This window comes from Sphingomonas sp. Leaf10 (assembly GCF_001421245.1).
GTDB lineage: Bacteria > Pseudomonadota > Alphaproteobacteria > Sphingomonadales > Sphingomonadaceae > Sphingomonas.
The window spans coordinates 330,768-353,672 of sequence record NZ_LMKE01000006.1; the positions used below are offsets into that span (position 1 = coordinate 330,768).

The 22,905-nt window shown below is 64.1% G+C and carries 18 protein-coding genes and 1 tRNA gene; 11 read left to right on the top strand and 8 right to left on the bottom strand.

The features are described 5' to 3' along the window. From ASE59_RS07985 to ASE59_RS08000, 4 genes are all read left to right on the top strand, one after another. On the top strand, nt 1-628 hold a 628-nt coding region (locus ASE59_RS07985; protein WP_235515685.1), incomplete at its 5' end, for a LysR substrate-binding domain-containing protein. Beyond that, complete coding sequence (locus ASE59_RS07990; protein ID WP_056454748.1) at nt 625-1,776, top strand: TDT family transporter; 1,152 nt, start codon at nt 625-627, stop codon at nt 1,774-1,776. The genes ASE59_RS07985 and ASE59_RS07990, both read left to right, overlap by 4 nt. A gap of 89 nt (nt 1,777-1,865) precedes the next feature. Then, a complete protein-coding gene (locus tag ASE59_RS07995; protein ID WP_007406293.1) occupies nt 1,866-3,101 on the top strand; it encodes a molybdopterin-dependent oxidoreductase in 1,236 nt (411 codons plus the stop codon). Between the two features lie 14 nt (nt 3,102-3,115). Continuing rightward, complete coding sequence (locus ASE59_RS08000; protein WP_007406258.1) at nt 3,116-3,598, top strand: c-type cytochrome; 483 nt, start codon at nt 3,116-3,118, stop codon at nt 3,596-3,598. A gap of 156 nt (nt 3,599-3,754) precedes the next feature. Here the strand turns inward: ASE59_RS08000 and ASE59_RS08005 are convergent, their stop codons facing one another. Beyond that, complete coding sequence (locus tag ASE59_RS08005) at nt 3,755-4,387, bottom strand: tyrosine-type recombinase/integrase (protein ID WP_056454752.1); 633 nt, start codon at nt 4,385-4,387, stop codon at nt 3,755-3,757. 188 nt (nt 4,388-4,575) lie between these two features. Between ASE59_RS08005 and ASE59_RS08010 the strand changes: the two genes are divergently transcribed. The 4 genes from ASE59_RS08010 (at nt 4,576) to ASE59_RS08025 (ending at nt 8,427) form a co-directional block, all read left to right on the top strand. Next, nucleotides 4,576-4,974 (top strand): VOC family protein, encoded by a 399-nt coding sequence (locus tag ASE59_RS08010; RefSeq protein WP_056454755.1) that lies wholly within the window; start codon nt 4,576-4,578, stop codon nt 4,972-4,974. Nucleotides 4,975-5,424: 450 nt separating this feature from the next. Further along, complete coding sequence (locus tag ASE59_RS08015) at nt 5,425-6,633, top strand: hypothetical protein (RefSeq protein WP_156359952.1); 1,209 nt, start codon at nt 5,425-5,427, stop codon at nt 6,631-6,633. Nucleotides 6,634-6,688: 55 nt separating this feature from the next. Further along, nucleotides 6,689-7,495 (top strand): hypothetical protein, encoded by an 807-nt coding sequence (locus ASE59_RS08020; RefSeq protein WP_056454760.1) that lies wholly within the window; start codon nt 6,689-6,691, stop codon nt 7,493-7,495. Then, a complete protein-coding gene (locus tag ASE59_RS08025) occupies nt 7,492-8,427 on the top strand; it encodes a hypothetical protein (RefSeq protein WP_200913186.1) in 936 nt (311 codons plus the stop codon). The genes ASE59_RS08020 and ASE59_RS08025 overlap by 4 nt, the downstream gene beginning before the upstream one ends. Nucleotides 8,428-8,434: 7 nt before the next feature. Here the strand turns inward: ASE59_RS08025 and ASE59_RS08030 are convergent, their stop codons facing one another. The 3 genes from ASE59_RS08030 to ASE59_RS08040 all read right to left on the bottom strand — a co-directional run bounded on the left by ASE59_RS08030 (nt 8,435) and on the right by ASE59_RS08040 (nt 13,088). After that, nucleotides 8,435-10,729, bottom strand: coding sequence for an ATP-binding protein (locus tag ASE59_RS08030; RefSeq protein ID WP_056454764.1), 2,295 nt, complete (start codon nt 10,727-10,729; stop codon nt 8,435-8,437). A 245-nt stretch (nt 10,730-10,974) separates the two neighbouring features. Next, nucleotides 10,975-12,777, bottom strand: coding sequence for a site-specific integrase (locus ASE59_RS08035; protein WP_162235281.1), 1,803 nt, complete (start codon nt 12,775-12,777; stop codon nt 10,975-10,977). 236 nt (nt 12,778-13,013) lie between these two features. After that, nucleotides 13,014-13,088: transfer RNA gene (locus ASE59_RS08040), tRNA-Gln, on the bottom strand. Nucleotides 13,089-13,211: 123 nt separating this feature from the next. Here ASE59_RS08040 and ASE59_RS08045 point away from each other — a divergent pair. After that, complete coding sequence (locus ASE59_RS08045) at nt 13,212-13,691, top strand: pyridoxamine 5'-phosphate oxidase family protein (RefSeq protein ID WP_056454770.1); 480 nt, start codon at nt 13,212-13,214, stop codon at nt 13,689-13,691. 56 nt (nt 13,692-13,747) lie between these two features. On the opposite strand, the gene ASE59_RS08050 is transcribed toward ASE59_RS08045, so the two are convergent. After that, nucleotides 13,748-14,980, bottom strand: a complete 1,233-nt coding sequence (locus ASE59_RS08050; protein WP_056454773.1) for a polyhydroxyalkanoate depolymerase — start codon at nt 14,978-14,980, stop codon at nt 13,748-13,750. A gap of 218 nt (nt 14,981-15,198) precedes the next feature. On the opposite strand from ASE59_RS08050, the gene ASE59_RS08055 reads away from it, so the two are divergent. Next, the gene (locus tag ASE59_RS08055) at nt 15,199-16,977 is read left to right on the top strand and encodes an ABC transporter transmembrane domain-containing protein (RefSeq protein WP_056454776.1); all 1,779 of its coding nucleotides are present in this window, start codon (nt 15,199-15,201) and stop codon (nt 16,975-16,977) included. A 185-nt stretch (nt 16,978-17,162) separates the two neighbouring features. Here ASE59_RS08055 and ASE59_RS08060 read toward each other — a convergent pair whose 3' ends face one another. The 3 genes from ASE59_RS08060 to ASE59_RS08070 form a co-directional block, all read right to left on the bottom strand. Continuing rightward, nucleotides 17,163-18,431 carry a methyl-accepting chemotaxis protein gene (locus ASE59_RS08060; protein ID WP_056454778.1) on the bottom strand — a complete coding sequence of 423 codons (1,269 nt, stop codon included), beginning with the start codon at nt 18,429-18,431 and terminating at the stop codon, nt 17,163-17,165. 86 nt (nt 18,432-18,517) lie between these two features. Beyond that, nucleotides 18,518-20,014, bottom strand: coding sequence for a DUF389 domain-containing protein (locus ASE59_RS08065; protein WP_056454781.1), 1,497 nt, complete (start codon nt 20,012-20,014; stop codon nt 18,518-18,520). After that, complete coding sequence (locus tag ASE59_RS08070) at nt 20,011-22,287, bottom strand: ribonuclease R family protein (protein WP_056454886.1); 2,277 nt, start codon at nt 22,285-22,287, stop codon at nt 20,011-20,013. The genes ASE59_RS08065 and ASE59_RS08070 overlap by 4 nt, the downstream gene beginning before the upstream one ends. A 109-nt stretch (nt 22,288-22,396) precedes the next feature. Here ASE59_RS08070 and ASE59_RS08075 point away from each other — a divergent pair, with 109 nt between their 5' ends. Further along, the gene (locus ASE59_RS08075; protein WP_056454784.1) at nt 22,397-22,849 is read left to right on the top strand and encodes a DUF3597 domain-containing protein; all 453 of its coding nucleotides are present in this window, start codon (nt 22,397-22,399) and stop codon (nt 22,847-22,849) included. Nucleotides 22,850-22,905 lie beyond the last annotated feature (56 nt).

The window sequence follows — 22,905 nt, forward strand, 5'->3', positions numbered from 1 at the left end:
CGCGGACTATGCCGGGCTCGCGCGTGGTTCGTTGCGGATCGTCGCCAGCCAGACGATCGCGAGCTATTGGTTGCCGGCAAAGCTCGCCGCCTTCCACGAACGCCACCCACAGATCGCGGTCGAGCTGGCGATCGACAACACCGAAGGCGCGGCAGCGCAGGTGTTGAGCGGCGCGGCGGAACTCGGCTTTGTCGAGGGCGAGGTGGACGAACCGGCGCTTGCCCACTGGAATGTCGGGCATGACCCAATGGTGCTGGTCGGCCGCGAGGAAGCCGAACGCATCGACGAGGCCTGGCTGCGCGCTGCACGCTGGATCGTCCGTGAGCAGGGATCGGGTACGCGCTCGACTTTCGAGGACGTGCTGCGAACGCGCGGGTTTGATCCGGCCCAGCTGACGATAGCGATGACGCTGCCGTCCAACGAGGCGGTGCGCACCGCCGTTGAGGCCGGTGCCGGCGTTGCCGTCTTGTCGCGATTGGTCGTCGCGCGCGCGCTCAAGGCTGGCGATCTCGTCGAGCTGCCGCTCGGGCTGCCCGACCGCGCCTTTCACGCGCTGCGCCACAAGGAACGCTATCGCACCCGCGCGGCCGACGCGCTGACGGATCTCATCAAGGAGCAGGTCGCATGACTGCCGACACGCACTCCGTTCTCAGCGGCCTCAAGCCGCTCAGCCGGCTCGATCACCCCCGCGAGATGATCCGCCAGTTCACGCCCAACTGGTTCGCCGCGACGATGGGCACGGGCATCCTTGCCCTCGCGCTGCCGCAGGTGCCCGGCATCGGGCCTTCGCTTAAACCTGTCGGCGAGGTGTTGTGGTTCTTCAATATCGCGCTCTTCGCGCTGTTCGCCGGCCTCTATGGCGCGCGCTGGGTGATGTTCGGGCACGAGGCGCGGCGCATCTTCGGGCACAACACCGTGTCGATGTTCATCGGGACCATTCCGATGGGGCTGGCGACGATCATCAACGGCTGTCTCGCCTTCGGCATCGCGCGGTTCGGAAATGGCATCGTGCCGGTCGCGCATATCCTGTGGTGGATCGACGTCGCCATGTCGCTCGCCTGCGGCGTGCTGATCCCCTACCTGATGTTTACCCGCCACGAGCACAGCCTGGACGGCATGACCGCCGTATGGCTGCTGCCGGTCGTCGCTGCCGAAGTGGCGGGCGCCAGCGGCGGGCTGCTCGCGCCGCATCTAACCGATCCCCACGCGCAGATAGTGACGCTCGCGACCTCCTATGTGCTGTGGGCCTATTCGGTGCCGGTCGCGTTTGGCATCCTCGCCATCCTCATCCTGCGCATGGCACTCCACAAGTTGCCGCATGAAAGCATGGCGGCATCTTCCTGGCTGGCGCTGGGGCCGATCGGCACGGGTGCTCTGGGCATGCTGGTGCTCGGCGCGGATGCGCCGGCGATCCTCACCGCGCACGGGCTAGCCGGCGTCGGCACCGTCGCGCAGGGGATCGGCGTTGTCGCCGGGCTCTGCCTTTGGGGTTTCGGCCTGTGGTGGCTGGCGCTCGCGACGCTTATCACCATCCGCTACTGGCGCGCGGGCGTGCCGTTCAACCTCGGCTGGTGGGGCTACACCTTCCCGCTCGGCGTCTACACCGTCGCCACCTTCCGCCTCGGCACGACGCTGAACCTTATGTTTTTCGGTATCGTCGGCACGGTGCTGACGGTTGCGCTCGCGGCGATGTGGCTGCTGGTCGGTGCCAAGACGCTAGCCGGTGCATGGCGGGGCAACCTGTTCATCTCGCCCTGCATCGCCACCCCGAACTGATCCGCCATGATGATCGGATCAGTCGGTCCGATCACTTGCAGAATGCCCCTTCGATCCGCCAGCGTGACTGGCCACAGGAGAGCCTTGTCATGGACAATTTCGACGCCGGGCTGGCGAGTGAGACCAGCCGTCGCCGCTTCCTCAGCCATGCCGCGCTCGGCACCGCCGGCCTTGCCGCCGCGCCGGCACTGGCGCAGCAGCTCGTCGACCTGAAGCTGCCCGGCGGCAATGCCGAGCGGCCGATGACCAGCGCCTTTCCCGGCAAGGGCAGCATGATCCTCCAGCGCGTCCATCCACCCTTGCTGGAGACGCCGATGGAGGTCTTCGACAAGTCGGTGTTCACGCCCAACGACCAGTTCTTCGTCCGCTGGCACTGGGCCGACATACCGACCTCGATCGACGTCGAAAGTTTCCGCCTCAACGTCTTCGGCCACGTCAATCGGCCGCTGTCGATCAGCCTCGCTCAGCTGCTGCGCCTTCCACGGGTCGAGATGGCGGCGGTGAACCAGTGCTCGGGCAACAGCCGCGGGCTGTTCCAGCCGCGCGTCGCCGGCGCGCAATGGGGCAATGGCGCGATGGGCAACGCCAAGTGGCTCGGCGTTCGCCTGCGCGACGTGCTCGACCTCGCCGGGGTCAAGGCAGGCGCGGTGCAGGTGCGCTTCGGCGCTCTCGATCAGCCGGTCGTGGCGGGCGCTCCTGACTTCGAGAAGGCACTCGACATCGACCATGCCCGCGACGGCGAGGTCATGATCGCCTTCGGCATGAACGGCGAGCAACTGCCGCTCCTCAACGGCTTTCCCTGCCGGCTGATCGTGCCGGGCTGGTACTCGACCTATTGGGTCAAGATGCTGAACGCGATCGAGGTACTGCCCGGCCCTGACGACCAGTATTGGATGGCCAAGGCCTACAAGATCCCCGCGACACCCGGCGCGAATGTCGCGCCCGGTGCCAAGGACTTCCCGACCGTACCGATCAATCGCATGATCCCGCGTAGCTGGATGACCAGCCTGCCCGATGGTCAGGCGATCGCCTATGAAGCGTCGATCCCGGTCGGCGGCATCGCAATGGGCGGCGATTGCGGCGTCGCCAAGGTCGATGTGTCGTCGGACGGTGGCCGCACCTGGTACAGGACGACGCTCGGAGCGGACGAGGGCAGGTACAGCTTCCGGCGCTGGGACGGGCGGGTGCCGCTGAGACGCGGGCCTAACCCCATCATGGTGCGCTGCTGGAACACCAACGGTGTCGCTCAGCCGATGAAGCCGATCTGGAATCCCGGCGGGTTCATGCGCGGCAACATTGAAACCACCACCATCATCGCGGCCTGAGGAGCGAGCAAATCATGAAGACTCCGTCTCCCGGCATGATGGCTGCTGGCCTGATCGGCCTGACCGGCATCATCCTCGTCTCGATCGGCGCGCCGAGCAGCCGCAAGGCGCCCGTTCCGATCTCCGAGATGTCTGAGCCGGCACCGGCCGCCAGCGTGTCAGCCCGCGGCTTCTCGCTTGCCTCGACCAGCGTCGACCTGCCGGCCGACGACGCGACCTACCCCGACGGTCCGCACGCCGACGTCATCAATGCCAATTGCACCTCGTGCCACTCAGCCAGCATGGCGCTGACCCAGCCTGCGCTATCGGCGGATCAGTGGAAGGCGACCGTCACCAAGATGCGTGAGGTGTATAAGGCGCCAGTGGCCGAGAAGGACGTCGATGCGATCGTTGCTTATCTCACCGCTATGCCGAGCCAGAAGGTGGCACCCGCGACCGGCAAGGCGCAGGACCCGGACCCCAAAGTGGCTCCTGATGTCTCAGGTGGAACCGGCTAACCGATCTACTTCCATAATCCCGAAATACCATCGTTTTCGGGACAGCGGCGGACGGCAGCTCACAGTTGAACCCGCCGTTCGGCGAGGCCCCGTATTTGGCTGTTTTGTCCCATGCGCCGTAAGGGCGGCCCCTCGCCCGAGCGAGGAGCCGACAGGTCAAATCTCGGTGGTCTCGGCGAGGGCAAGTGCGTCTTCCACATCGATGCCGAGATAGCGGACCGTGTTCTCGATCTTGCTATGGCCGAGCAGGATCTGCACAGCTCGCAGATTGCCGGTTGCCCTGTAGATGATTGATGCCTTCGTTCGGCGGAGCGAGTGCGTACCGTATTCACTTCGCATCAGACCGACCCCTGTCACCCATTCATCGACAAGCCTGGCGTACTGGCGAGTGCTGAGATGCCCATCACGATCGACTCGACTGGGGAAGACGTAGTCGTCCACCGTGCCGCCCCGCCGCTCCAGCCAAGCCAGCAGGCTGGCGCGAGCATCTGGAAGTAGCTCGAACTGAACCGGTCGGCCTGTTTTCTGCTGAATGACAATCGCTCGCGTTCGGACTTGCCCGCTGCTGACAAGATCGCCGATCCTCATCTGCACCAAGTCGCAGCCTCGGAGTTTGCTGTCGATCGCCAGATCGAACAGCGCCCGATCTCGCAGGCGTCGACGCTGATTGAGATAGAACCGAATTTCCCAAATCTGCTTCGGTTTGAGGGCACGCTTCGCACCGACGGTTCTTCCGGCATTCCAGACTTGCCGCTTTGTGACGGTGCGCTCGGTTTCAGGCATCTCCATGATCGTTCTCCAATGGCCAGATCGGCCATCGGAAGAACGCTTGCGGGTATGACGGTCTGGTATTGCTCGGGGGCCTATGCCGACCAATTGTGGACATTCGACGACCCGGGGGTGACCGCGTCCTATGGGCCGGTTAGGTTAAAAGGCTAGTGGCGATCGGAAGTCGATCAGCCCCAAGGAGAGCCCGGATGCTTTTTCACACCATGGTCGGATCGAACGACATTGAACGGTCGAAGTGCTTCTACGACACGGTGCTCGCCACTTTGGGGGCAGGCGAAGGGGCGCGGAACATCGCCGACAGCGGCCATACGCGGCTGATCTATAATAATGGCAACGGAACCAACTTCATCGTCAGCCAGCCGATTAACGACGAACCGGCAAGCGTCGCCAACGGCAGCACCGTCGCCTTTTCGTGCAACTCGCCTGAACAAGTGAAGCAGCTTCATGATACCGCGGTCGCCAACGGCGGCACCTCGATCGAAGCCCCGCCCGGCCCGCGCAATACGGCATCGCTGGGAACAGTCGAACTTGCCTATTTTCGCGACCCAGACGGCAACAAATTATGCGGAATTCATTTTCCTGCATGATCTGTCCAACACGGGTTCGCTTTTTACCCTAGCGGACCCGGATTTTGCGATCGCGCGAGTGTCCGATTCCCACCGTTTTCCGCGATAGCGGCTCTCGACCAGACTCGGTCGTACAAGCATGAACCGATCTACGTCGCATCCTGCCAGAAGCGGACATACAAGTCGACAGAACCACACCTTCAGCATTGCGCCTATTCGAGCGTCAGCATCGAGCGATAATTGCCGTTGGAATGGAACGATCGCAGCGCCGCCGCGCGAAGTAATTCGACTAGTATGGGATCCGCAAAATCAAGATAACATTCCCATTGTTTCTGGCACTACATTTCAGTTCGCTGTAGGTGACTTCTTTCTATGCATTCTGCACGCGATCGACGATCTTCATGGTGTCGATCAATCTTGCGGATCTATATGATCATGGCAATCTGTTCCTCATCGAATCGGGGAAGTCATGTGGATAAGACGGAACATAATTCAGGTGAGGGAGACGCCCGGTTTGCCGCGTTCCGTCTAGCGCTTGCGGCTAGACTCAAGGGCTTCAGCGCTGAAATATCGGCTGAAGCCGAGCAGACCCACGTGCGGTCCTACCGTCCCGATCGAGCGCTTTTTCCCGTGCCGGAGCTCGTTCTCTTCGCGTTGCGCGAAGGGATGGGGTGGCAATGGCACGGCCAAGGCGAAAAAGTCCTTTGGACGGTGCGCGGCACGATCGACGGTCAACGGGTCGCGTTTGCGCTTCAAAAGTTCGGTTTCACCGTTTTTTTCCCCAAGGATCGGGCTGATCTGAAGGCGCGTGTTGAAGGGCAGTTGCGTGCTGCGCTGTGGGAGGTCGAATCCTATCTGTCCGACTTTGCCGAAGCACAGGTCGAAGCCGGTGAAGTCGTCATCGCCAACCACTTTTCGGAATTTGAAGATCGCTACCGGTTTCACCGTCAGCTTGCCGATGCCGCGCACGGCCTCAAGCTCGAGCCGCCCGACGACACCGTCGATGCACAAGGAAATGTCATCGCGCGTTCGGGGATCATTAGCCCCGACATCACCCAACGGATGAACCGCATGGCGACGATGCAGCGCGAGGCCTTCTTCCACTCCACTGCGATGATCGACGCCTATTTCAGCTGCCTCGAGCATCGCCTTGTTCTGCTGCGCGCTTTCACCGGGCGCCCATTCGAACCGGGCGAGGTGCTAGAGCTTCTTAGGATGCGCTGGGGCGACAAGCTCAAAGACGTTCTTGGGCTACCCTATTCGACCGAGGCGGCCGCGATCATAGGCCGTATGCGCCGCATTAAGGAGCGCATCCGCAACCCGCTCTCCCATGGCGGCGTCGAAAACGACAAGGGGTCCATCCATTTTCACCTCCCACGGATCGGCATGATTCCCGCCAACTTTACGCGCTTCGGCGATAGCATCCGCTTTTCGGTAATTCCCGTCGGTGCCGATGGCCATGCGGAGGTCTGCGAGACATTCGACGCGCTTGATGCGCTTCTCAGCACTGGCGCGCTCGCCAGCCCGCACCAGTTCGTTCGCTGGGGCATCGACCCCAATTTTGACGCTGCGCACTCTGCCGAATATGCCGAGGCCATTGCCGAAGGGCCGGAGGGAGTCGACACCTTTATCGAGGCTTGGTCGCGCCGTTGGGAGAACTTTCAGAACATGGACTTTTGATCGCCTACGTCACACATCAAGAACAAGTTTGGGAGGTAAATTCACGAGTACCCATATGCGCGTTGTCGGCCGTATCGATCTAACCAGCCTAGCGCGACATTTGCGCGATTCCGGACGCCATGCCGCGCTCGTCAAGGCGATTGATCGCGCGGCTGCTGCTGGCTCAATCCGCGAGGATTTGCGAACCGCGCTCGACGCTTTGCGGCAGATCGTCGACATTCAAGATCGCAGCTTCTCCGAGCCGAGCGAAAACTCCCGGCACGATGAAACCGTGCGGACGGGGGCGCTGTTCACCCAGGCCGTCGTTCTTTACGCGCGCGCTACCGAGACCCAGGGCGATCGGCCGAAGCTGCTCGGCGAAGCCAAGCTCGACCCCGATCAGCGCGCAACACATGAAGAGGCGATGGACATGCGCAACAAGGTCATCGCGCATTTCGGCCGAGGCGAGGCTCTGTTCGATGGCCCGCTGGTAAAGGAAGCGGTCGTGCTCAGCCTCTATCTGGACGGAGACCACCGCAAGACCCGGATCGGCGCCTACACCACGCGCGCGGCGCACAAAGTGGCGTTTTCGGCGCGGCTGGCGACCTTGCTCGAAACCCGCCTGAAAGAGATCGCGGATCGCTACCAGCGGCTGTTCGACGCGGTAAATGCCGAACTGGAAGCCGCGGGTAAGGCCGATCCTGGCCTTGGTCCTGACCTCAAGCGCTTCGAATTCGATGTCGATGCCTTCAGCGCTTCACCCGAAGCGGCCGAACATCTCTGCGCCAGCGCTTCACCCGAAGCGGCCGAACATCTCTGCGCCCAGCTCGACGACGATGTGGGGCACGACCTCGATTATGCCGTGCCAGTACCCAAGCCGTGAGGAACGACATCGGTCCAGCGGCCGAAATTCATGAGGGGCGCAAGCGGCGCTACACCGATCCGCTGCGCGGCGCGCTCCCAGAGCTTGAACGTTGCCTCATTCGTCATCGTGCGCTTCAGATGATACTGATCATCTACCATGCCGAAGAGTTGAAGCGTGATGTCATCAACGGGGTGGCGGCGCAGGCGTACTTGCGCGCTGCCATCGCGGGTGATGACGCCGCCACGCCGGCAGAAGTCGTGAAGGAGGGAACGAAGCTCAAGCGGGCCTTCGCCCATCTTGTTCAGGACGGCGTTCTCACCGCCGACGAGCGACGCAACATGGTCGCTCTGATCGAGAAGCGGAACAGCATCGCCCACCATCTTGATCAGGTAACTGCCGACCTCTCGACCGATCCGTTCATCCTCGACTGGCTTACCCTTATGCCCGATCGCCAAAGCCATGACTATGAGGCGCTCGATCAGTTGCGCGTGGCTCGCCGCCTGCTGTCCGATCGCATGATCGCGAAGCATTATGTAGGCGAAATCTCGATGCGGTCGCTGTTCTTCGATGCAACCGAGCGCGCGCTGTCAGCGGACATCAAGGCGCTCAATCGCCGCATATGCAAGCTAGTCCGCCAGCGTCGCGACGCAATCGCCACCCTTAATGACGAGCTAAGCGTGGCCGGATCGCCACTCACCGGCCTGTTCGATCCGGGTTGGCCGGACAACCGCTATGACCGGGGCCGGCTGACTCCGCGCGGCGTCGAGACGTGCTACCAACTTTTCGACATGGGCAAGTCAGCGATGGCGGTGGCGCACCTGATGGACTTGTCGCTCGCATCCGCCCGCAAGCGCGAGCGCATGTGGCAGGATCTGGGCGGCGACCAGCGCAAAAAGCGCGTTATCGCCGAAATCCCCAAGGTCCGTATCCGCTATCGGATGGAGGAATAGCCCGGCTTCAGCGCTCCAAGCGGAGAGAGCCGAACATCTCGCGGATGCCGTCCTCATTGGCACGTTCCTCGCGCCTATGTTCCTTATACTCGTCCATCTGCTGATCAGCGCGCTGCTCTTCGTAATCGACATATTCGTCGCGCGCCTCGTTGACCGACGCGATCTGATTGTCGACGTCGAACGCGAACGTTCGACCAAAATATTCGAGATGGTCGATCAGACCGTCGAAGTCCTGCTCCGACTGGCAGTTTCGGATCTCGTCGGAAAGGTAGCTGCCCAGAAATCCTTCGAACGCCTTCTTGAGCGACTCCTTGAACGGATGGTCCGGTGTTTGCGCATCCTCATATTGCTCCAGCAGCGCGCGCAGCTCGCCCGACCCGCAGCTATGTTCGGCGCTCGCGACCAACTCACCCGCACAATCGTCGAAAAAGGGGTCAAAGCGCTGCAGCTCTTCCCAGCCGGCAGATTCGAAAGCCTTCACGGCTGAGATCGTGTCGTCGATTTTGCACAGCGTTTCGCTGCGCTCTTCCTTGATCCTGGCGATGATGCCATCGATCACCGGCAGCAGCGCCGGAGCGCGCAGTGCATCGGCCATGCGGATCATCGTCGCCAGCCGCTCCTCATAGGACGGTGCGATATAGGCGACGCCCTTTTCGTGCGGGATCGCGCGCTGCGCTGTCGCCAGCGCGCTGATCTGCGGTGCGACTAGGGCCACGTCGCTGCGAAGGGTGTCGCGGGTCGCGCCGCCCACCGCCGATTGGACGAAGCTCCACACCTGCGCGATCTGGGTGAACCTGACAGACCCGACGATCAGGTCGATGGCATTGTCTGGCTCGGTTCGCACCACCCGGTTCAGCCAGTCCTGCACCGACGGATTGATGAATTCGACTGTTTCCACCCCGGTCGGGCGGACGAAGGCGCCATGCAGTTCGGCACGCGCGGTCGTATAGTCGTCGGGGCGCCGCGGCAGCCCGTATTTCTGCGCACGGTGCGCGTGGAGCGCAGCAAAGCCCTCCCTGAGCAAGGTATCGCCGGCTTTGCCGCCAAAGCTGAACATGGTGAGCAGAAGGCTGCGGCCCGCGTCGCTGATCTGCCTTTCGTAGGCGTGCCGCCAGATTTCGGACGGATCGTGCAGCAGCCGGGTGACGAATGCCTGATAGCCGTCCACCAGAACCGCCTTGAGCCGCCGATAGGTCGACAGCCACTCGATGAGGCGCGGATTGAATTTGTCGTGCTTGACGATCTTGAAATAGAATTCCCCCTTCAGCAGCTCGTCGCGATAGTCTGCGGGCAGGTCGCTGAAGAAGACGTGGTTATAAAGAATTTCCGCGCGCTGCCGCAGATTATAGTCACCCATATGAATGACCACCTTGCGGTCGATCAGGTCGGCATTGCGGATCTGTTCGGATGCCCCCCACGCCTGCTGGAGCATCTGCTCGCGGGTAGTCAGGATCAGCCGCTTGTCCTTCGACGCGCTCACCATTTCGATGAACTCCAGGATCGCCCTGAATTCGCGCTGCTGATCGCTCGATCCTTTGTCGCCGAGGAAAGTGGTGCCCATGAAGTCGTCGAAATAGAAGACCTGGGGCTTGCCCTTGCGGAACATGGCTTTGCCCTCGGCGAAATCTTGCCGGAGGACGACGGGCTCGAATCCGTTGGCCAAGTGCTCATAGAGCAGCATGTTGGCGAGGGTCGTTTTGCCCACGCCGGGCAGGCCGGACAGGATCACGACATGGTCGGCCTTGAGCGCCGCCAAGGCCCGCGGATAGGCGTTGCCCTGCACATAGCGCTTGATCTCGCCATGGATCTTCTCGACCTGAAATTCGCTCTGGGTGACGATGTCGTTATGCAGCACCGTCTCGAGGACGTTCGTGCTCGCGAGCCAGAGCTTGTAGTGAGACCGCTCGATTTCAGGGTGCTTGCCGAGCAGGTTGTTGAGGTCGGCGCAGCCGAAGATGTCGCTCTTGTCGAGGAACTCGGCGCCGATCACTTCGACGATCCGGGTCTTGTTGGCGTCGGATAGCGGGGTCGCCGTCATGAGGATGTAGCGGCCGGGCTTGAGCTTGCGGACCTTGTCGGCTTCCTTGCGCAATTCCCGCATCAGGCCGTCAAATCCGGTTTCCACGAAGCGCTTGCACTGGACGATGATCTGTTTGCCGGCGCGCGCGTATCGAAAGTCGGTTCCGCCGTCCTTGCCGGTTTTGAACGATTCGAGCGTCAGCCCCCACTCGGCCTGGAGAAGGTCGCGGCACATAAGCTCGAAATCATGCGGACTGAGCTGGCTGAAATCATAATCGGACATAGTCCGCCATTTATAGCTTCTTCCTTGGTTCACCGCACCGATCAGCTGTCGATGTCGATAAATTTCAACGAGAGTAATACCGGGACTTGCCCGCTGAGGTTGAGAGGGGCCAGATCATGAAGGCAGATGCCGAGTGTCCGTTGCTGGTCAGACCAGCCGTTCGACAAGCCACAGGGCAACGGCAGATATGTCCCAGAGATGGCCATTTCTACGCATACTATCCGTTACCCGCCAACCACGCAAAATCATCTACTGGCCTTCAAACGGGCCGGACGAGGTTGTCGGCTGGAGGCGGGTAGAAGATGCGTAGGCAGGGGCTGAAGTCGGTCGGTGACCTTGGGGATCTGGTCTACTGCCTCCTTCAACCGGGTCAGCCGGGCCGCCTTAGAATAGCGACCGGCGGTTTCTCCGCTCATGGTATGGCCGACGAGGTCGGCACGGGTTTCAAGGAAGACCTCTCGATACTTCAGTTCCGTCGTAACCATGTGCCGGAACGAGTGAATTGCCTGCCCCGGCTCGATGAAGTCGAGTTTCCTTGCGATCTTCGTCCACCAGTTCTTGTAGTAGACGTCGCCATAGCTGCGCTTGCCCGACGCGGTCCGAAGCTCAGGGAACAGCATTGTTTCGCCCGCGGCACGTAGCGCCTTGACGTAGTCCGGCAGCCCGAGCCGCATCAGTTCGTCGGCGAATGGCACCAACCGAACCGCCGCCCTGTTCTTGACGTGCCCGCCGTTCTCGTCAGTGATCGTGAAGAACCAGACCCCATCCTCCTGACCAATGTCGTCGAGCGTCAGCTGACAGATTTCCTCGCGCCGACAGCCAGTGTACCATGCAATGGGCAGCACCCAGAAACCTGCATCGTGCCAGATCTCGGTTCCTTGTTCGAGCCGACGCCCAAGCGATCGCGAACCGGTCCAGATCGGCAGACGAAACAATTGCCGCCCTTCCTCCTCGGTATACGCGTCCCGCTGTTCGCGTGCGTCGCGATCATCTTCGTACAGGAAGTCCGACCAGTCGATGGCTGTAACGCCGTCGACCTGCTTGCCGACCCATGCCATCAACTCTTTCAGGAAAAGGAAATGGCGGTTCGTGCTGGTCGATTGGAGTCCGATCGTCTCTGGGTCGCGAGCACCAGTTTTGATCTCCGCCTCGGCCTCGCGGCAAATTTCCTCGAGCGACATCGCATCGTGGCGCCGCGATTTGTGGTGGCTAACGGGTAAACGAGAGAAATGCTCGTTAAGCCGCGCCACATCCTTCCGCACGACGAGCCGTATCGGGCGGGCACCATAGCTCTTTTCAAGCAGGCGCGCCGCTGACAGGAATTGCGTCCGGGTCTTCGCGGTCCAGCGCGCCTTCCGCCTCGCGTCACCAACGATCTTGGGATTGTCGGCGATGAAGCGTTCCGCCGCTTGGGTCGGCGTCATCGATGCCCATGGCTCGGCGACCTGGGACTCCGGCGGCGGCGCCGTGGTAGCAACGGCCGCGGGTACAGCGGCAACCGCAGCGAAGGGCATCGGCCCAGACGCGGCGCGATCGTCGATCATGCCAGTCCACATCGTTGCGGGATCGACCAGTCGCCGCCGATATTCGAGAGCGGCGGCGAGCCGTCCTTCGAGATTGACCTTCCGGGCAATGTCGAGATTGTCGGCGGTTTCGCATACGCCTGACGCGCGAAGGTCACACGCGGCCTTGTCGAGGGACCGGTCACGCCAGTCTGGTCGATCGGCAAAGAAGTCGATCAGTGTCTCCTTCTGGTCGTCCGTCAGGCTTGGAAATCGCGCCTCGACATGCTCGCGACTACCGACGTTCGTTGGGACGCCATTCACGACGAAATCCCGGAGCATTGCTTCGTAGATGCCGACGAGGCCCTCGATCAAAAAGGTGGCGTTCGGATCAGTACGCTGGAATCCGACGTGGACCAACTCGAGATGGTCGCGCATCTCCTCCATCGCCCTACGGAAGATCCCGGCCTTTTGGGTCGTTGTCAGGCTTGCGGCTCCGCCGTCCTGGCCCAAGGTCATTTTCAAAGTCTCGCTCTTCGCGGTCATCGCGCACCCCATGCTGCGCGCCACCGCCTGGGCGGTAGTTCGGAGGCTTAGGCGTAGGGTGAAAGGCTTACCAACCTGAAAACGGACGGTACGGCGCCAGTAATAGACGGCGCCTCTGCGCTCGACATTTTGAATTGCAGGCACGGCATCTCCACATGGAGCCGTCACACCCACCGGCCCAATCCAGTGGCTGAGACCAATTTTCTGCCGCTAAAACAATAACTTAGATAGCAAACTGGCTGGGGCGGCAGGATTCGAACCTACGAATGCCGGTACCAAAAACCGGTGCCTTACCGCTTGGCGACGCCCCAGCGACCGCGACGGGCGCGGTGGAGGGGCACTAGGGGGATTGTCGTTGTCATGCAACCGGGTTTGTGCGGGAAACCTGTGCGGTCTGGGTCGTTGAGACGGGGCATAGCCAAGAAGGAAAGCCGATGTCCGACAAGAGCCCCGCCGAAATCCGCGAAGCCATGTGGAAGGCGATGGCGGCCAGCCCCTATGTGATGCTGGGGCTGACCGGCAAGCACCAGCATTCCGAACCGATGTATGCGGTGCTGGACGAAGACGCGCACAGCGAATTCTGGTTCTATACCAAGCGCGACAACCGCGCGGCCGAAGGCGGCCCGGCGATGGTGCAGTTCGTCGCCAAGGGTCACGACCTGTTCGCCTGCATCGCCGGCACGCTGACCGAGGAAAGCGATCCCGCCGTCATAGACAAATATTGGTCGAAGCAGGTCGAAGCCTGGTACGAACAGGGCCGGCAAGACCCGTCGCTGCTGATGCTGCGCTTCGATCTCGACAGTGCGGAAATCTGGGAAACCGACCAGTCGTTGCTCGGCAAGCTGAAGATGTTCACCGGCCAGACGATCAAGGGCAGTGACGAAGCCGGCAGCCACGCCAAGGTCGACGTCTGACAAGAAAAAGGGCGGGGGTTCGCGCCCCCGCCCGGTTTAATACCAAACCCGTCCTATCAGCCGTCGTGACGCGCGATCCATTCCTCCAGCACTGGTGCGATGCGGTTGCGCCACTTCGACCCGTTGAAGATGCCGTAATGGCCGACTTCCGGCGCCATGTGATACTGCTTCAATTCCTCCGACAGCCCGGTCGCCAGCGTCAGCGACGCGCGGGTCTGCCCCAGCCCCGAAATGTCGTCGCGCTCGCCCTCGATCGCCAGCAGCGCGGTGTCGGTAATCGCACCCGGATCGACCGGACGGCCGCGATGGCGCATCGTCCCTTCGGGCAGGGCATGGGTCTGGAATACGATATCGATCGTCTGGAGATAGAATTCGGCGGTCATGTCGCAGACTGCGCGATATTCCTCGTAGAAGCGCTGGGTCGTACCGGCGCCTTCGCCATCGCCCTGCACCAGATGCTTGAACATTTCCCAGTGGGAAATCATGTGGCTGCCGAGGTTCATGCTCATGAAACCGGCAAGTTGCAGGAAGCCCGGATAGACGCGGCGGCCGGCACCCGGATAGGTCATCGGCACGGTCGCGATGACATTCTGTTCGAACCACGCATGCGGGCGTTCGGTTGCGAGCGTATTGACCGCAGTCGGCGCTTCGCGCGTATCGATCGGACCGCCCATCATGGTCAGCGTGCGCGGACGGTTGGGATGCTGATCCGCACCCATCAGCGCGGTCGCGGCATAGACCGGGACCGAAGGCTGGCAGACCGCCAGCACATGGGCGCGGGCGTCGCCGGTTTCGCCGATCTTTTCAAGGAAGGCGGTCACGTAATCGATATAGTCGTCGAGGTCGAAGCGTCCCGCCGCCATCGGCACCAGCTTCGCATCGCGCCAGTCGGTAATATAGACATCGGCGCTGGGCAGCATCCGTTCGACCGTACCGCGCAACAGCGTCGCATAATGGCCGCTCATCGGCGCGACGATCAGCAGCTTCGGCCCGCCTTCCACGCCTTCACGAACGAAGCGCTTGAGCTGACCGAACGGACGACGCAGCACGATTTCCTCACGCACCGCCACCGGCTTGCCATCGACGGTCGTGCTGGCCAGACCGAACGCAGGCTTGCCGCGCGGGGCGGCGGCATGGGCGAACACCGCCAGCGCCGATCCCAGCACCGGACCGCCGCCGAAATAGGCGAAGGGGTTGCTGGGGTTCTGAAGCAGGCCGGCGTTGAAATTCGCCATCGCGCTGGCACCGGCGAGCAACGAGCGTTGCCATTCATAAGCGTCGTACAACATGGGGCACCCCGAACCTGATCTGACGGGGAACACCCGTATCAGCAAAAATATAGCGATTCGTTGCCATCGGCAACGCTGCGAACGTTGTACGCCATAACTTACCCTGCGCTGAAGCGCATGGCCGATACGGAGCACCGCATCCTTCGATACGTGAAAGCAACGAAACGGCCCGGAGGTTCCCTTTGCGGTCGGTTCGCACAACCGCTAAGCCGCGCGCCATGGCAGATCCGGCCCCCGCCCCCGACCGTTCGAAGATGCTGCCGGCGCTCCGGCTCGTCTGGCAATTTACCATCCAGTATAAACTGCAACTGGTCGGTGCGCTCGTGTCGCTGATTACCGCCGCCATCGCGACGCTGTGGATCCCCCGGACCTTTCAAGAGGTCGTCGACAACGGGTTCGCCATCGGCGCCAATCCCGATCGGATCGGCACCTATTTCGAAGGGTTGCTGGGCGTGGTCGTCATCCTGGCGGTGGCGACCGCCGGGCGCTTCTATTTCGTGTCGTGGCTGGGCGAGCGGACCGTCGCCGACCTGCGACTGGCGGTGCATCGCAACCTGCTGACCCTGTCGCCCGGCTATTTCGAGGAAAACCGCCCGTCCGAAATCGCATCGCGGCTGACCGCCGATACCGCGATCGTCGAAGGGATCGTCAGCACGACGGTATCGGTTGCGCTGCGCAACCTGCTGGTCGGGGTCGGCGGGGTGCTGTACCTGTTCACGCTGCAACCCAAGCTGACATTGTACCTGATCGTCGGGATACCGGTGATCGTGCTGCCGATCATGTGGCTGGGCGGGCGGGTGCGCAAATTGTCACGGTCGAGCCAGGACCGCATCGCCGATATCGGATCGGTCGCATCGGAAACGCTGGGCGCGATGAAGATCGTGCAGGCGTTCGGACAGGAGCGCCGCGAGGGCGACCGGTTCGAAGCCGCCGTCGATCGCGGGTTCGAGACCGCCAAGAAACGCTTCGCGACGCGCGCGGTCATGACCGCGTTCGTCATCGGCATGTTGTTTGCCGCGATCACGCTGATCATGTGGGACGCGGTCAGCGACGTGGCGGCCGGGCGGACGACCGGCGGCGCGATCACCGCCTTCGTCCTGACCGCAGCCTTGGTCACCGGATCGTTCGGCGCGTTGACCGAAGTCTATGGCGACCTGATCCGCGCCAGCGGTGCGGCCGGGCGGCTGGCCGAATTGCTCGCCCAGCGCCCGGTGATCGCCGCGCCGGCACATCCGGTGGCGCTGCCCGAACCGGCGCGTGGCGCGCTATCGTTCGAGGGCGTCACCTTCCATTATCCGACGCGGCCCGACGTGGCGGCGCTGGCCGACTTCACGCTGGACGTCACGCCCGGCGAGACGGTGGCGGTGGTCGGACCGTCCGGGGCGGGCAAATCGACGCTGTTCCAGTTGATCCAGCGCTTCTACGATCCCGCATCGGGCGCGGTGGCGGTCGACGGCGTCGACGTCCGTCAGGCTGACCCGGAAGCGGTGCGGGCGCGGATCGCGATGGTGCCGCAGGAAACGGTGATCTTCGCTTCCTCGGCGCGCGACAATCTGCGCTATGGCCGCTGGGACGCGAGCGACGAACAGCTTTGGGCGGCGGCCGAAGCCGCCAATGCCAGCGCGTTCCTGCGCGCCCTGCCCGACGGGCTGGACACGTTCCTTGGCGAAGGCGGCGCGCGCCTGTCGGGCGGGCAGCGGCAGCGGGTGGCGATTGCCCGCGCGCTGCTGCGCGATGCGCCGATCCTGCTGCTCGACGAAGCGACCTCGGCGCTGGATGCCGAAAGTGAGCGGCTGGTGCAGGATGCGCTCGACCGGTTGATGGCCGATCGCACGACATTGGTGATCGCGCACCGGCTGGCGACGGTGCGCGCAGCGTCGCGGATCATCGTCATGGACCATGGCCGGATCGTCGAGACCGGGCGGCATGGCGAGCTGATCGCGCAGGGCGGGCTGTATGCGCGGTTGGCGAATCTGCAGTTTCATGAGGCGGGTTGAGGCGTAAGTTTTCTCGCAATCCGTTTGGTTCGAGCAGCTTCGAGCGCAGTCCAGAAGCCTCTGCCGAAAACCCGTGCGTTTGGGGCAACCCGTTCTCGACGGTCGCTTCTCGGCAGGCTCGAAGCTGCTCGAACCGAACGGAAGGCTTGGGGCCGAGGGGAGTGGAGGTGAAGGCTGGGGCTTCCCTACGCCACCGCCGCGACCAGTTCCCCTGCCCGCCCCTGCAACTGTTCGCTGAGCGCACCCAGCCCAGACACGAGGCGGGTCAGTATCCCCGCCTGATCGCCGATCCCGTCCGCCGCCGTCGCGATGCCGCTGGCTCGCGCGTCGATATCCGCACCGGCCCCGCGCGCTTCCTCGACCCGGTTGGCGATCGCCTGCGTCGTATCGCGTTCGGCGACGACGGCGGTGGCAATGGTCGTGGTGATCGCGCCGATCGCGGCGATGGCCGACTGGACCGCGCGTTGCCCGCCGGCGACATCGTTCAGCAGCGCCCGGACGGCATCGACTCGGCGCCCGATATCGCCCGCTGCGGCATCGGTCTGCCGTGCCAGCGACTTCACCTCGCCCGCGACCACGGCAAAGCCCCGCCCCGCCTCACCGGCCCGCGCCGCTTCGATCCCGGCGTTGAGTGCCAGCAAATTGGTCCGTTTGGCCAAACCGCCGATCAGGTCGAGCATCGCTTCGATCGTGGTCGCGACGTCGGAGAGCGACTGGACATGGCCGCGATTGCGGTCGACCGCCCGGCCGGCGTCGTCGCGCAGCCGGTCGGCCCGATCGGTATCGCGGGCGATGCGTTCGAAGGAGGCGGCAAGCGCCCGCCCGCGCTGTTCGATATCGACCATGCCGAGCGCGGTCTGATGCGCCGCCGCCGCGACCGACATCGCCCCACCCCGGGTGGCCGCCGCGCGCCGATCGAGGTCGGTGGCGACATTCCCGATCGCCGCGCAGGCCGTCATGATATCGCCCGACAGCGCGGTGATCCCGGTTTCGAACGCATGGGCGGCACGGCGGACCCGATCGGCCCGGCTGCGCGCCTCGATCGAGGCATCGCCGTGCCAGCGGGCCGCCATGCGCAGCAGCCGCGCGGCATCCAGCAATCCGGCAAACCTGTCGTCCCGCACCAGCACGACCCCGTCGTCGCTGTGCAGCGCGATCAGGTCGGGCACCAGCGTATCGGCATCGGCAATCGTCGCGCGGCGGATCAGACGCGCCGTGCCGCTGCTGAAGCTGGGGTTGCCGAGCAGCGCATGGCCGAACGGATTGAACAGCAGTTCGCGGACATCGGCCTCGCGCAGCACCCCGACCGGTCGCCGCGCCCCGTCGAGCACGGCCAGCAGCCGCAGGTCGTGATGGGCGCAAAACCGATCGACGATCGCGGTCAGCGTCGCATCCTGACCGATGGTCAGATGCTCGGCAGCAATGCCGTGGTCGAGGGGGGCGAGGAAGGTCATCGTCACCCCCCGACTAGCGATCAGAGGGTAAACCCGGGGCTAACCGGGCGTGACAGCATGATGACACGCCCGGTTTTTTGCAATTTTCAGGGCGTCGTCGGAACCCAACCAAGCGCCAGCGGACCGGCGGGACCGCCGGCCGTCGCCTGCCCGCCGCGCGAGACGATGCCGTCCACCAACGCCGTGCGCTGTGCGGTCGAGCCACCGCTTACGACCATGCCGCGACCGGTACGGTTCGAAAGCCATGCCGCATCGTCGAGCGCGCGGGCGTCGGCGACGCCGCCGGTGAAGGCGATTTGCGGCGGGGCATCGCCCGCGACCGGCGGTACGACCTCTACCTGCCAGCCGGGGGCGGCGGCGCGCGCGCGTGCCTCGATCGCGCGATACCCGCGTGGCGGCAGCCCCGGCAGTTCGGCGGCGGTCGCGCGCACGCTGCGAGCGGCATCGTCGACCTGCATCGTATCCACCGCCGCGCCGGTGACCAGCGCCACCTGCGCCATGATCCGTTCGCGCACCGGGCCGAAGGTTGCACCGGCGCGTTCGTTGGCCTTCGCGATCTGCGCGGCTTCGGTCGCCTGCGCATCGGTGGTGCTGCGGATCTGGTCGACATGCAGGTCGAGCCGCCGGTCGAGCCGCCGCCCCAGTTGCGCCGCCAGTGCCGCATCGGCCCCGGCGTCGAGGCGCGGAGTCAGCACCACGGCCCGGACCCGCACCGCATCGCGGTCATAGGAGATTTCGAGCTGGCTGAGCCGGGCGTCGTCGGGAAAGCGCGCCAGGATCGCGCTGCGCGTCTGGCGCTGGGCCAGCGATTCGAACGCGATCTGGCGCAGCGCCGCCATCAACGGCACCGACAGCGCCAGCATCGCGCCGACGAACAGCACGATCTGGAACGTCGTGTTGCGCGGCGTCAAATGCCGGCCAAACCCGTAGATGCGGGCCATGAACGCGGCGGTCAGCGCGATGGTGATCAGGTTGGTGAAGAACAGCAGCAGCGCCCCGCCCGCGACTGTCGCATTGGCGGTGGCGATGCCGAAGCCGACGACGCACAGCGGCGGCATCAGCGCGATGGCGATGGCGACGCCGACGACCGTACTGCCCCGCCCGCGGATCAGCGCGTAGGCACCGGCGATCGCCGACAGGAACGCGACCAGCAGGTCGAACAGCGTCGGGCGGGTGCGGCCGGCAATCTCGCTGGTGATCGTCTGGATCGGCGACAGTGCGACCAGCGCCGCCGACAACCCGACCGCCAGCCCGGCACCGATCGCCAGCGCGATCAGCGACTTGCGGATGTCGGGCACGTCGAGCACGGCGATACCGAACCCCAGTCCGATGATCGGCATCATCAGCGGCGAGATCAGCATCGCGCCGATCAGCACCGCGACCGACGGCATCAACAGCCCGAGCAGCGACAGCGCCATCGACAGTACGATCATCAACCCATAGCGCGGCGACCAGCCGGATTCCTCGGCCACCTGTCGCAGCACCGCGTCGTGATCGACCGATCCGATCACGTTCATCCGCCACCATCGGCGGAAGCGGCCACGCCGGTTGCGCGGCGTGCTGTCCCGCACCGCGACGTTCATCGCTTGCGCCCCTGATGCCGGATATTGGCCGGCCGACCGCGCCGTTTCAGCACGCGTGGCGGCGGCCCCTTGCGGCGGTCGTGACCGCTGCCGCCCGCCGATCCCTTGCCGTCGGGCAGTTCGAAGCGCAGCGCGCCCGACACCGGATTCGCTTCGGCAAGGCGCAGCGGCAGGCGCTGTCCGGCGCTGAACGTCTCGCCGCTGTGGTCGCCGATCAGCGACTGCGAGCTTTCGTCGAAGCGGAAATATTCGGTGCCGAGGTCGCGGGCCGGGACCAGCCCGTCGCCGCCCACGCCCTTGATCGTCGCGAAGAAGCCGAACGACGCGACGCCGGTGATCCGCGCCTCCATCACCGTTCCGACATGTTCGGCCAGATAGGCGGCGACATAGCGGTCGACGGTCTCGCGCTCCGCCTCCATCGCGCGGCGTTCGAGGCCGCTGATCGCTTCACCCACGCGTTCCATATTCGCGGCGTCGTCGGCGGGCAGCGCCCCTTCGCCCAACCCATAGCTGCCGACCAGCGAGCGGTGGACGATCAGGTCGGCATAGCGGCGTATCGGCGAGGTGAAGTGCGCGTAGCTGCCGAGGCTGAGACCAAAATGGCCATGGTTCTGCGGGCCGTAGAACGCCTGCGTCTGGGTGCGCAGGATCTGCTCCATCACCTGCGGCTTGAAATCGGCCTCGCCGATGCGTTCGAGCACATGGTTGAACGTCGCCGGCCGAATGACCTGCCCCAGCGCGAACGGCACGTCGAAGGTTTCGAGATAGTCCTTCAGCGCCACCAGCTTTTCGCGCGTCGGCGGTTCGTGGACGCGGTACATGACCGGCGCCTTCTTCGCCTCCAGCGCCTTGGCGGCGGCGACGTTGGCGGCGATCATGAAATCCTCGATCAGCCGCATCGAATCGAGCCGTTCGCGCGGCGCGACCGAAAGGATGCGCCCCTTCTCGTCCAGCACGATGCGCCGTTCGGGTAGGTCGAGGTCGAGTGGTTCGCGATGCGCGCGTGCCTTGGCCAGCGCCGCCCAGCAGCCCCAGAGCGGTTTCAGCGCGCCATCGATCAGGTCGCGCGGGACCGGTGCGTCCGCGACGCCATCGATCGCCGCCTGCGCATGTTCATAGGCGATGTTGGCGGCGACGCGGATCACGCCGCGGGTGAAGCGCCAGTCCCTGAGCCTGCCGTCCTTCGCGATAGTCAGGTGACAAACCAATGCCGCACGGTCCTGTCCGGCTTTCAACGAACAGACGTCCGCCGACAGGATTTCGGGCAGCATCGGCACGACCCGGTCGGGGAAATAGACGCTGTTGCCCCGCGAGCGCGCCGATTTGTCGAGTTCGGAACCGGGACGGACATAGAAGGAGACATCGGCAATCGCGACGATCGCGCGCCAGCCGCCCTCGTTATCGCCGCTGTCGTCGGGGGTGGCCCAGACGGCATCGTCATGGTCGCGCGCGTCGATCGGGTCGATCGCGACGATCGGCAAATGGCGAAGGTCTTCGCGTGCGGAGATCCTCCCCGCTTGGCGGGGAGGGGAGGATTTTATCGGATACCCGGCAACCTTGCGTGCCTCGGCCAAGACCTCTTCCGAAAACACATCCGGAATGCCGTGCTTATGGATGGCGATCAGCGAGAAGCTGCGCGCCTCGAACGGATCGCCCAGCCGTTCGACCACGCGCGCGGTAATGCGCGGGGGACGACCGCCCAGTGCCGCCAGCACTAGATCGCCGGGCGCCGCGCCGCCCGCATCGGACACCGGCACCTCGCGGCGTTCCTTCTTGTCAACGCCCTGCAACCACAGCTTGTCGCCCTCGGCGCGCAACACGCCCAGCACCGCTTCGGCGGCGCGGTCGAGCTTCTTCATCGGATAGGCCGCCCAGCCCGACCCGGCCTCTTCGGTCCGCGCAAGAATGCGGTCGCCGATGCCGAGCGCGCTTTTGCGCCCCCGCTCGCGCACCCGGACGCGCGGCGGCGGCGTCTCCGCCTCCCACTTTTCAGGCACCGCCCAGACATTACCGCCGTCGTCGACATCGGCGATGCGCAGCACCGTCACCTTCGGCAATCCGCCCATCTTGTGGAAGGCGCGACCGGGGGCGCTGTCGATCAGCCCTTCATCGGCCATGTCCTTCAGCAGGCTTTTAAGCGAAATCTTCTGCTGCGCCGACAGGCCGAAGGCACGCGCGATCTCGCGCTTGCCTGCCGGGGTGTCGGAGGTCTGGATGAAATCGAGGATCTGCTCGCGGGTGGGCAGGCCGGGCGGCGTTTTGGTGCGTACCATCACCCACGACATAAGGCGTGCCGCGCGTCAGACCAATGGCAAACGCCGATGGGAGCCGAACCGGCCGCCGTCCGTTAGGCCGCCACTCTATCGGACACAGGAGACTGCCATGGGAATCTTCGAACGCATCAAGACGCAGATTTTCGGCAAGGACGGCGGCCCGTTCGGCGACAACTATCTCGGGAAAAAGAAGGAAACCCCACAGCCGGCCCCGATCCCCGCGCCGACGCAGCAGCACGCGCCCGCCCCGGCAGCACCCGCTGCACCAGCCCCTGCCCCGGCGGCACCCGCCACGCCGCAGCCGGTCGATCCGCTGACCGCGATCGAACGGATCGCGCGGGAGAAGGGCAATCCCCCACTCAACTGGCGGACGTCGATCGTCGACCTGATGAAGCTGCTCGATCTCGATTCCAGCCTCGACAACCGCAAGGAACTGGCGACCGAACTGGGTTACACCGGGGCGAAGGACGGCAGCGCCGAGATGAACATCTGGCTGCACCGCGCGGTGTTGCAGGAACTGGGCAAGGCCGGTGGGCAGGTGCCGGGTAATTTGAAGGATTAAGGCAGGTTCGAGCGCGCTTGTTACTCCCCTCCCTGACAAGGGAGGGGCCGGGGGTG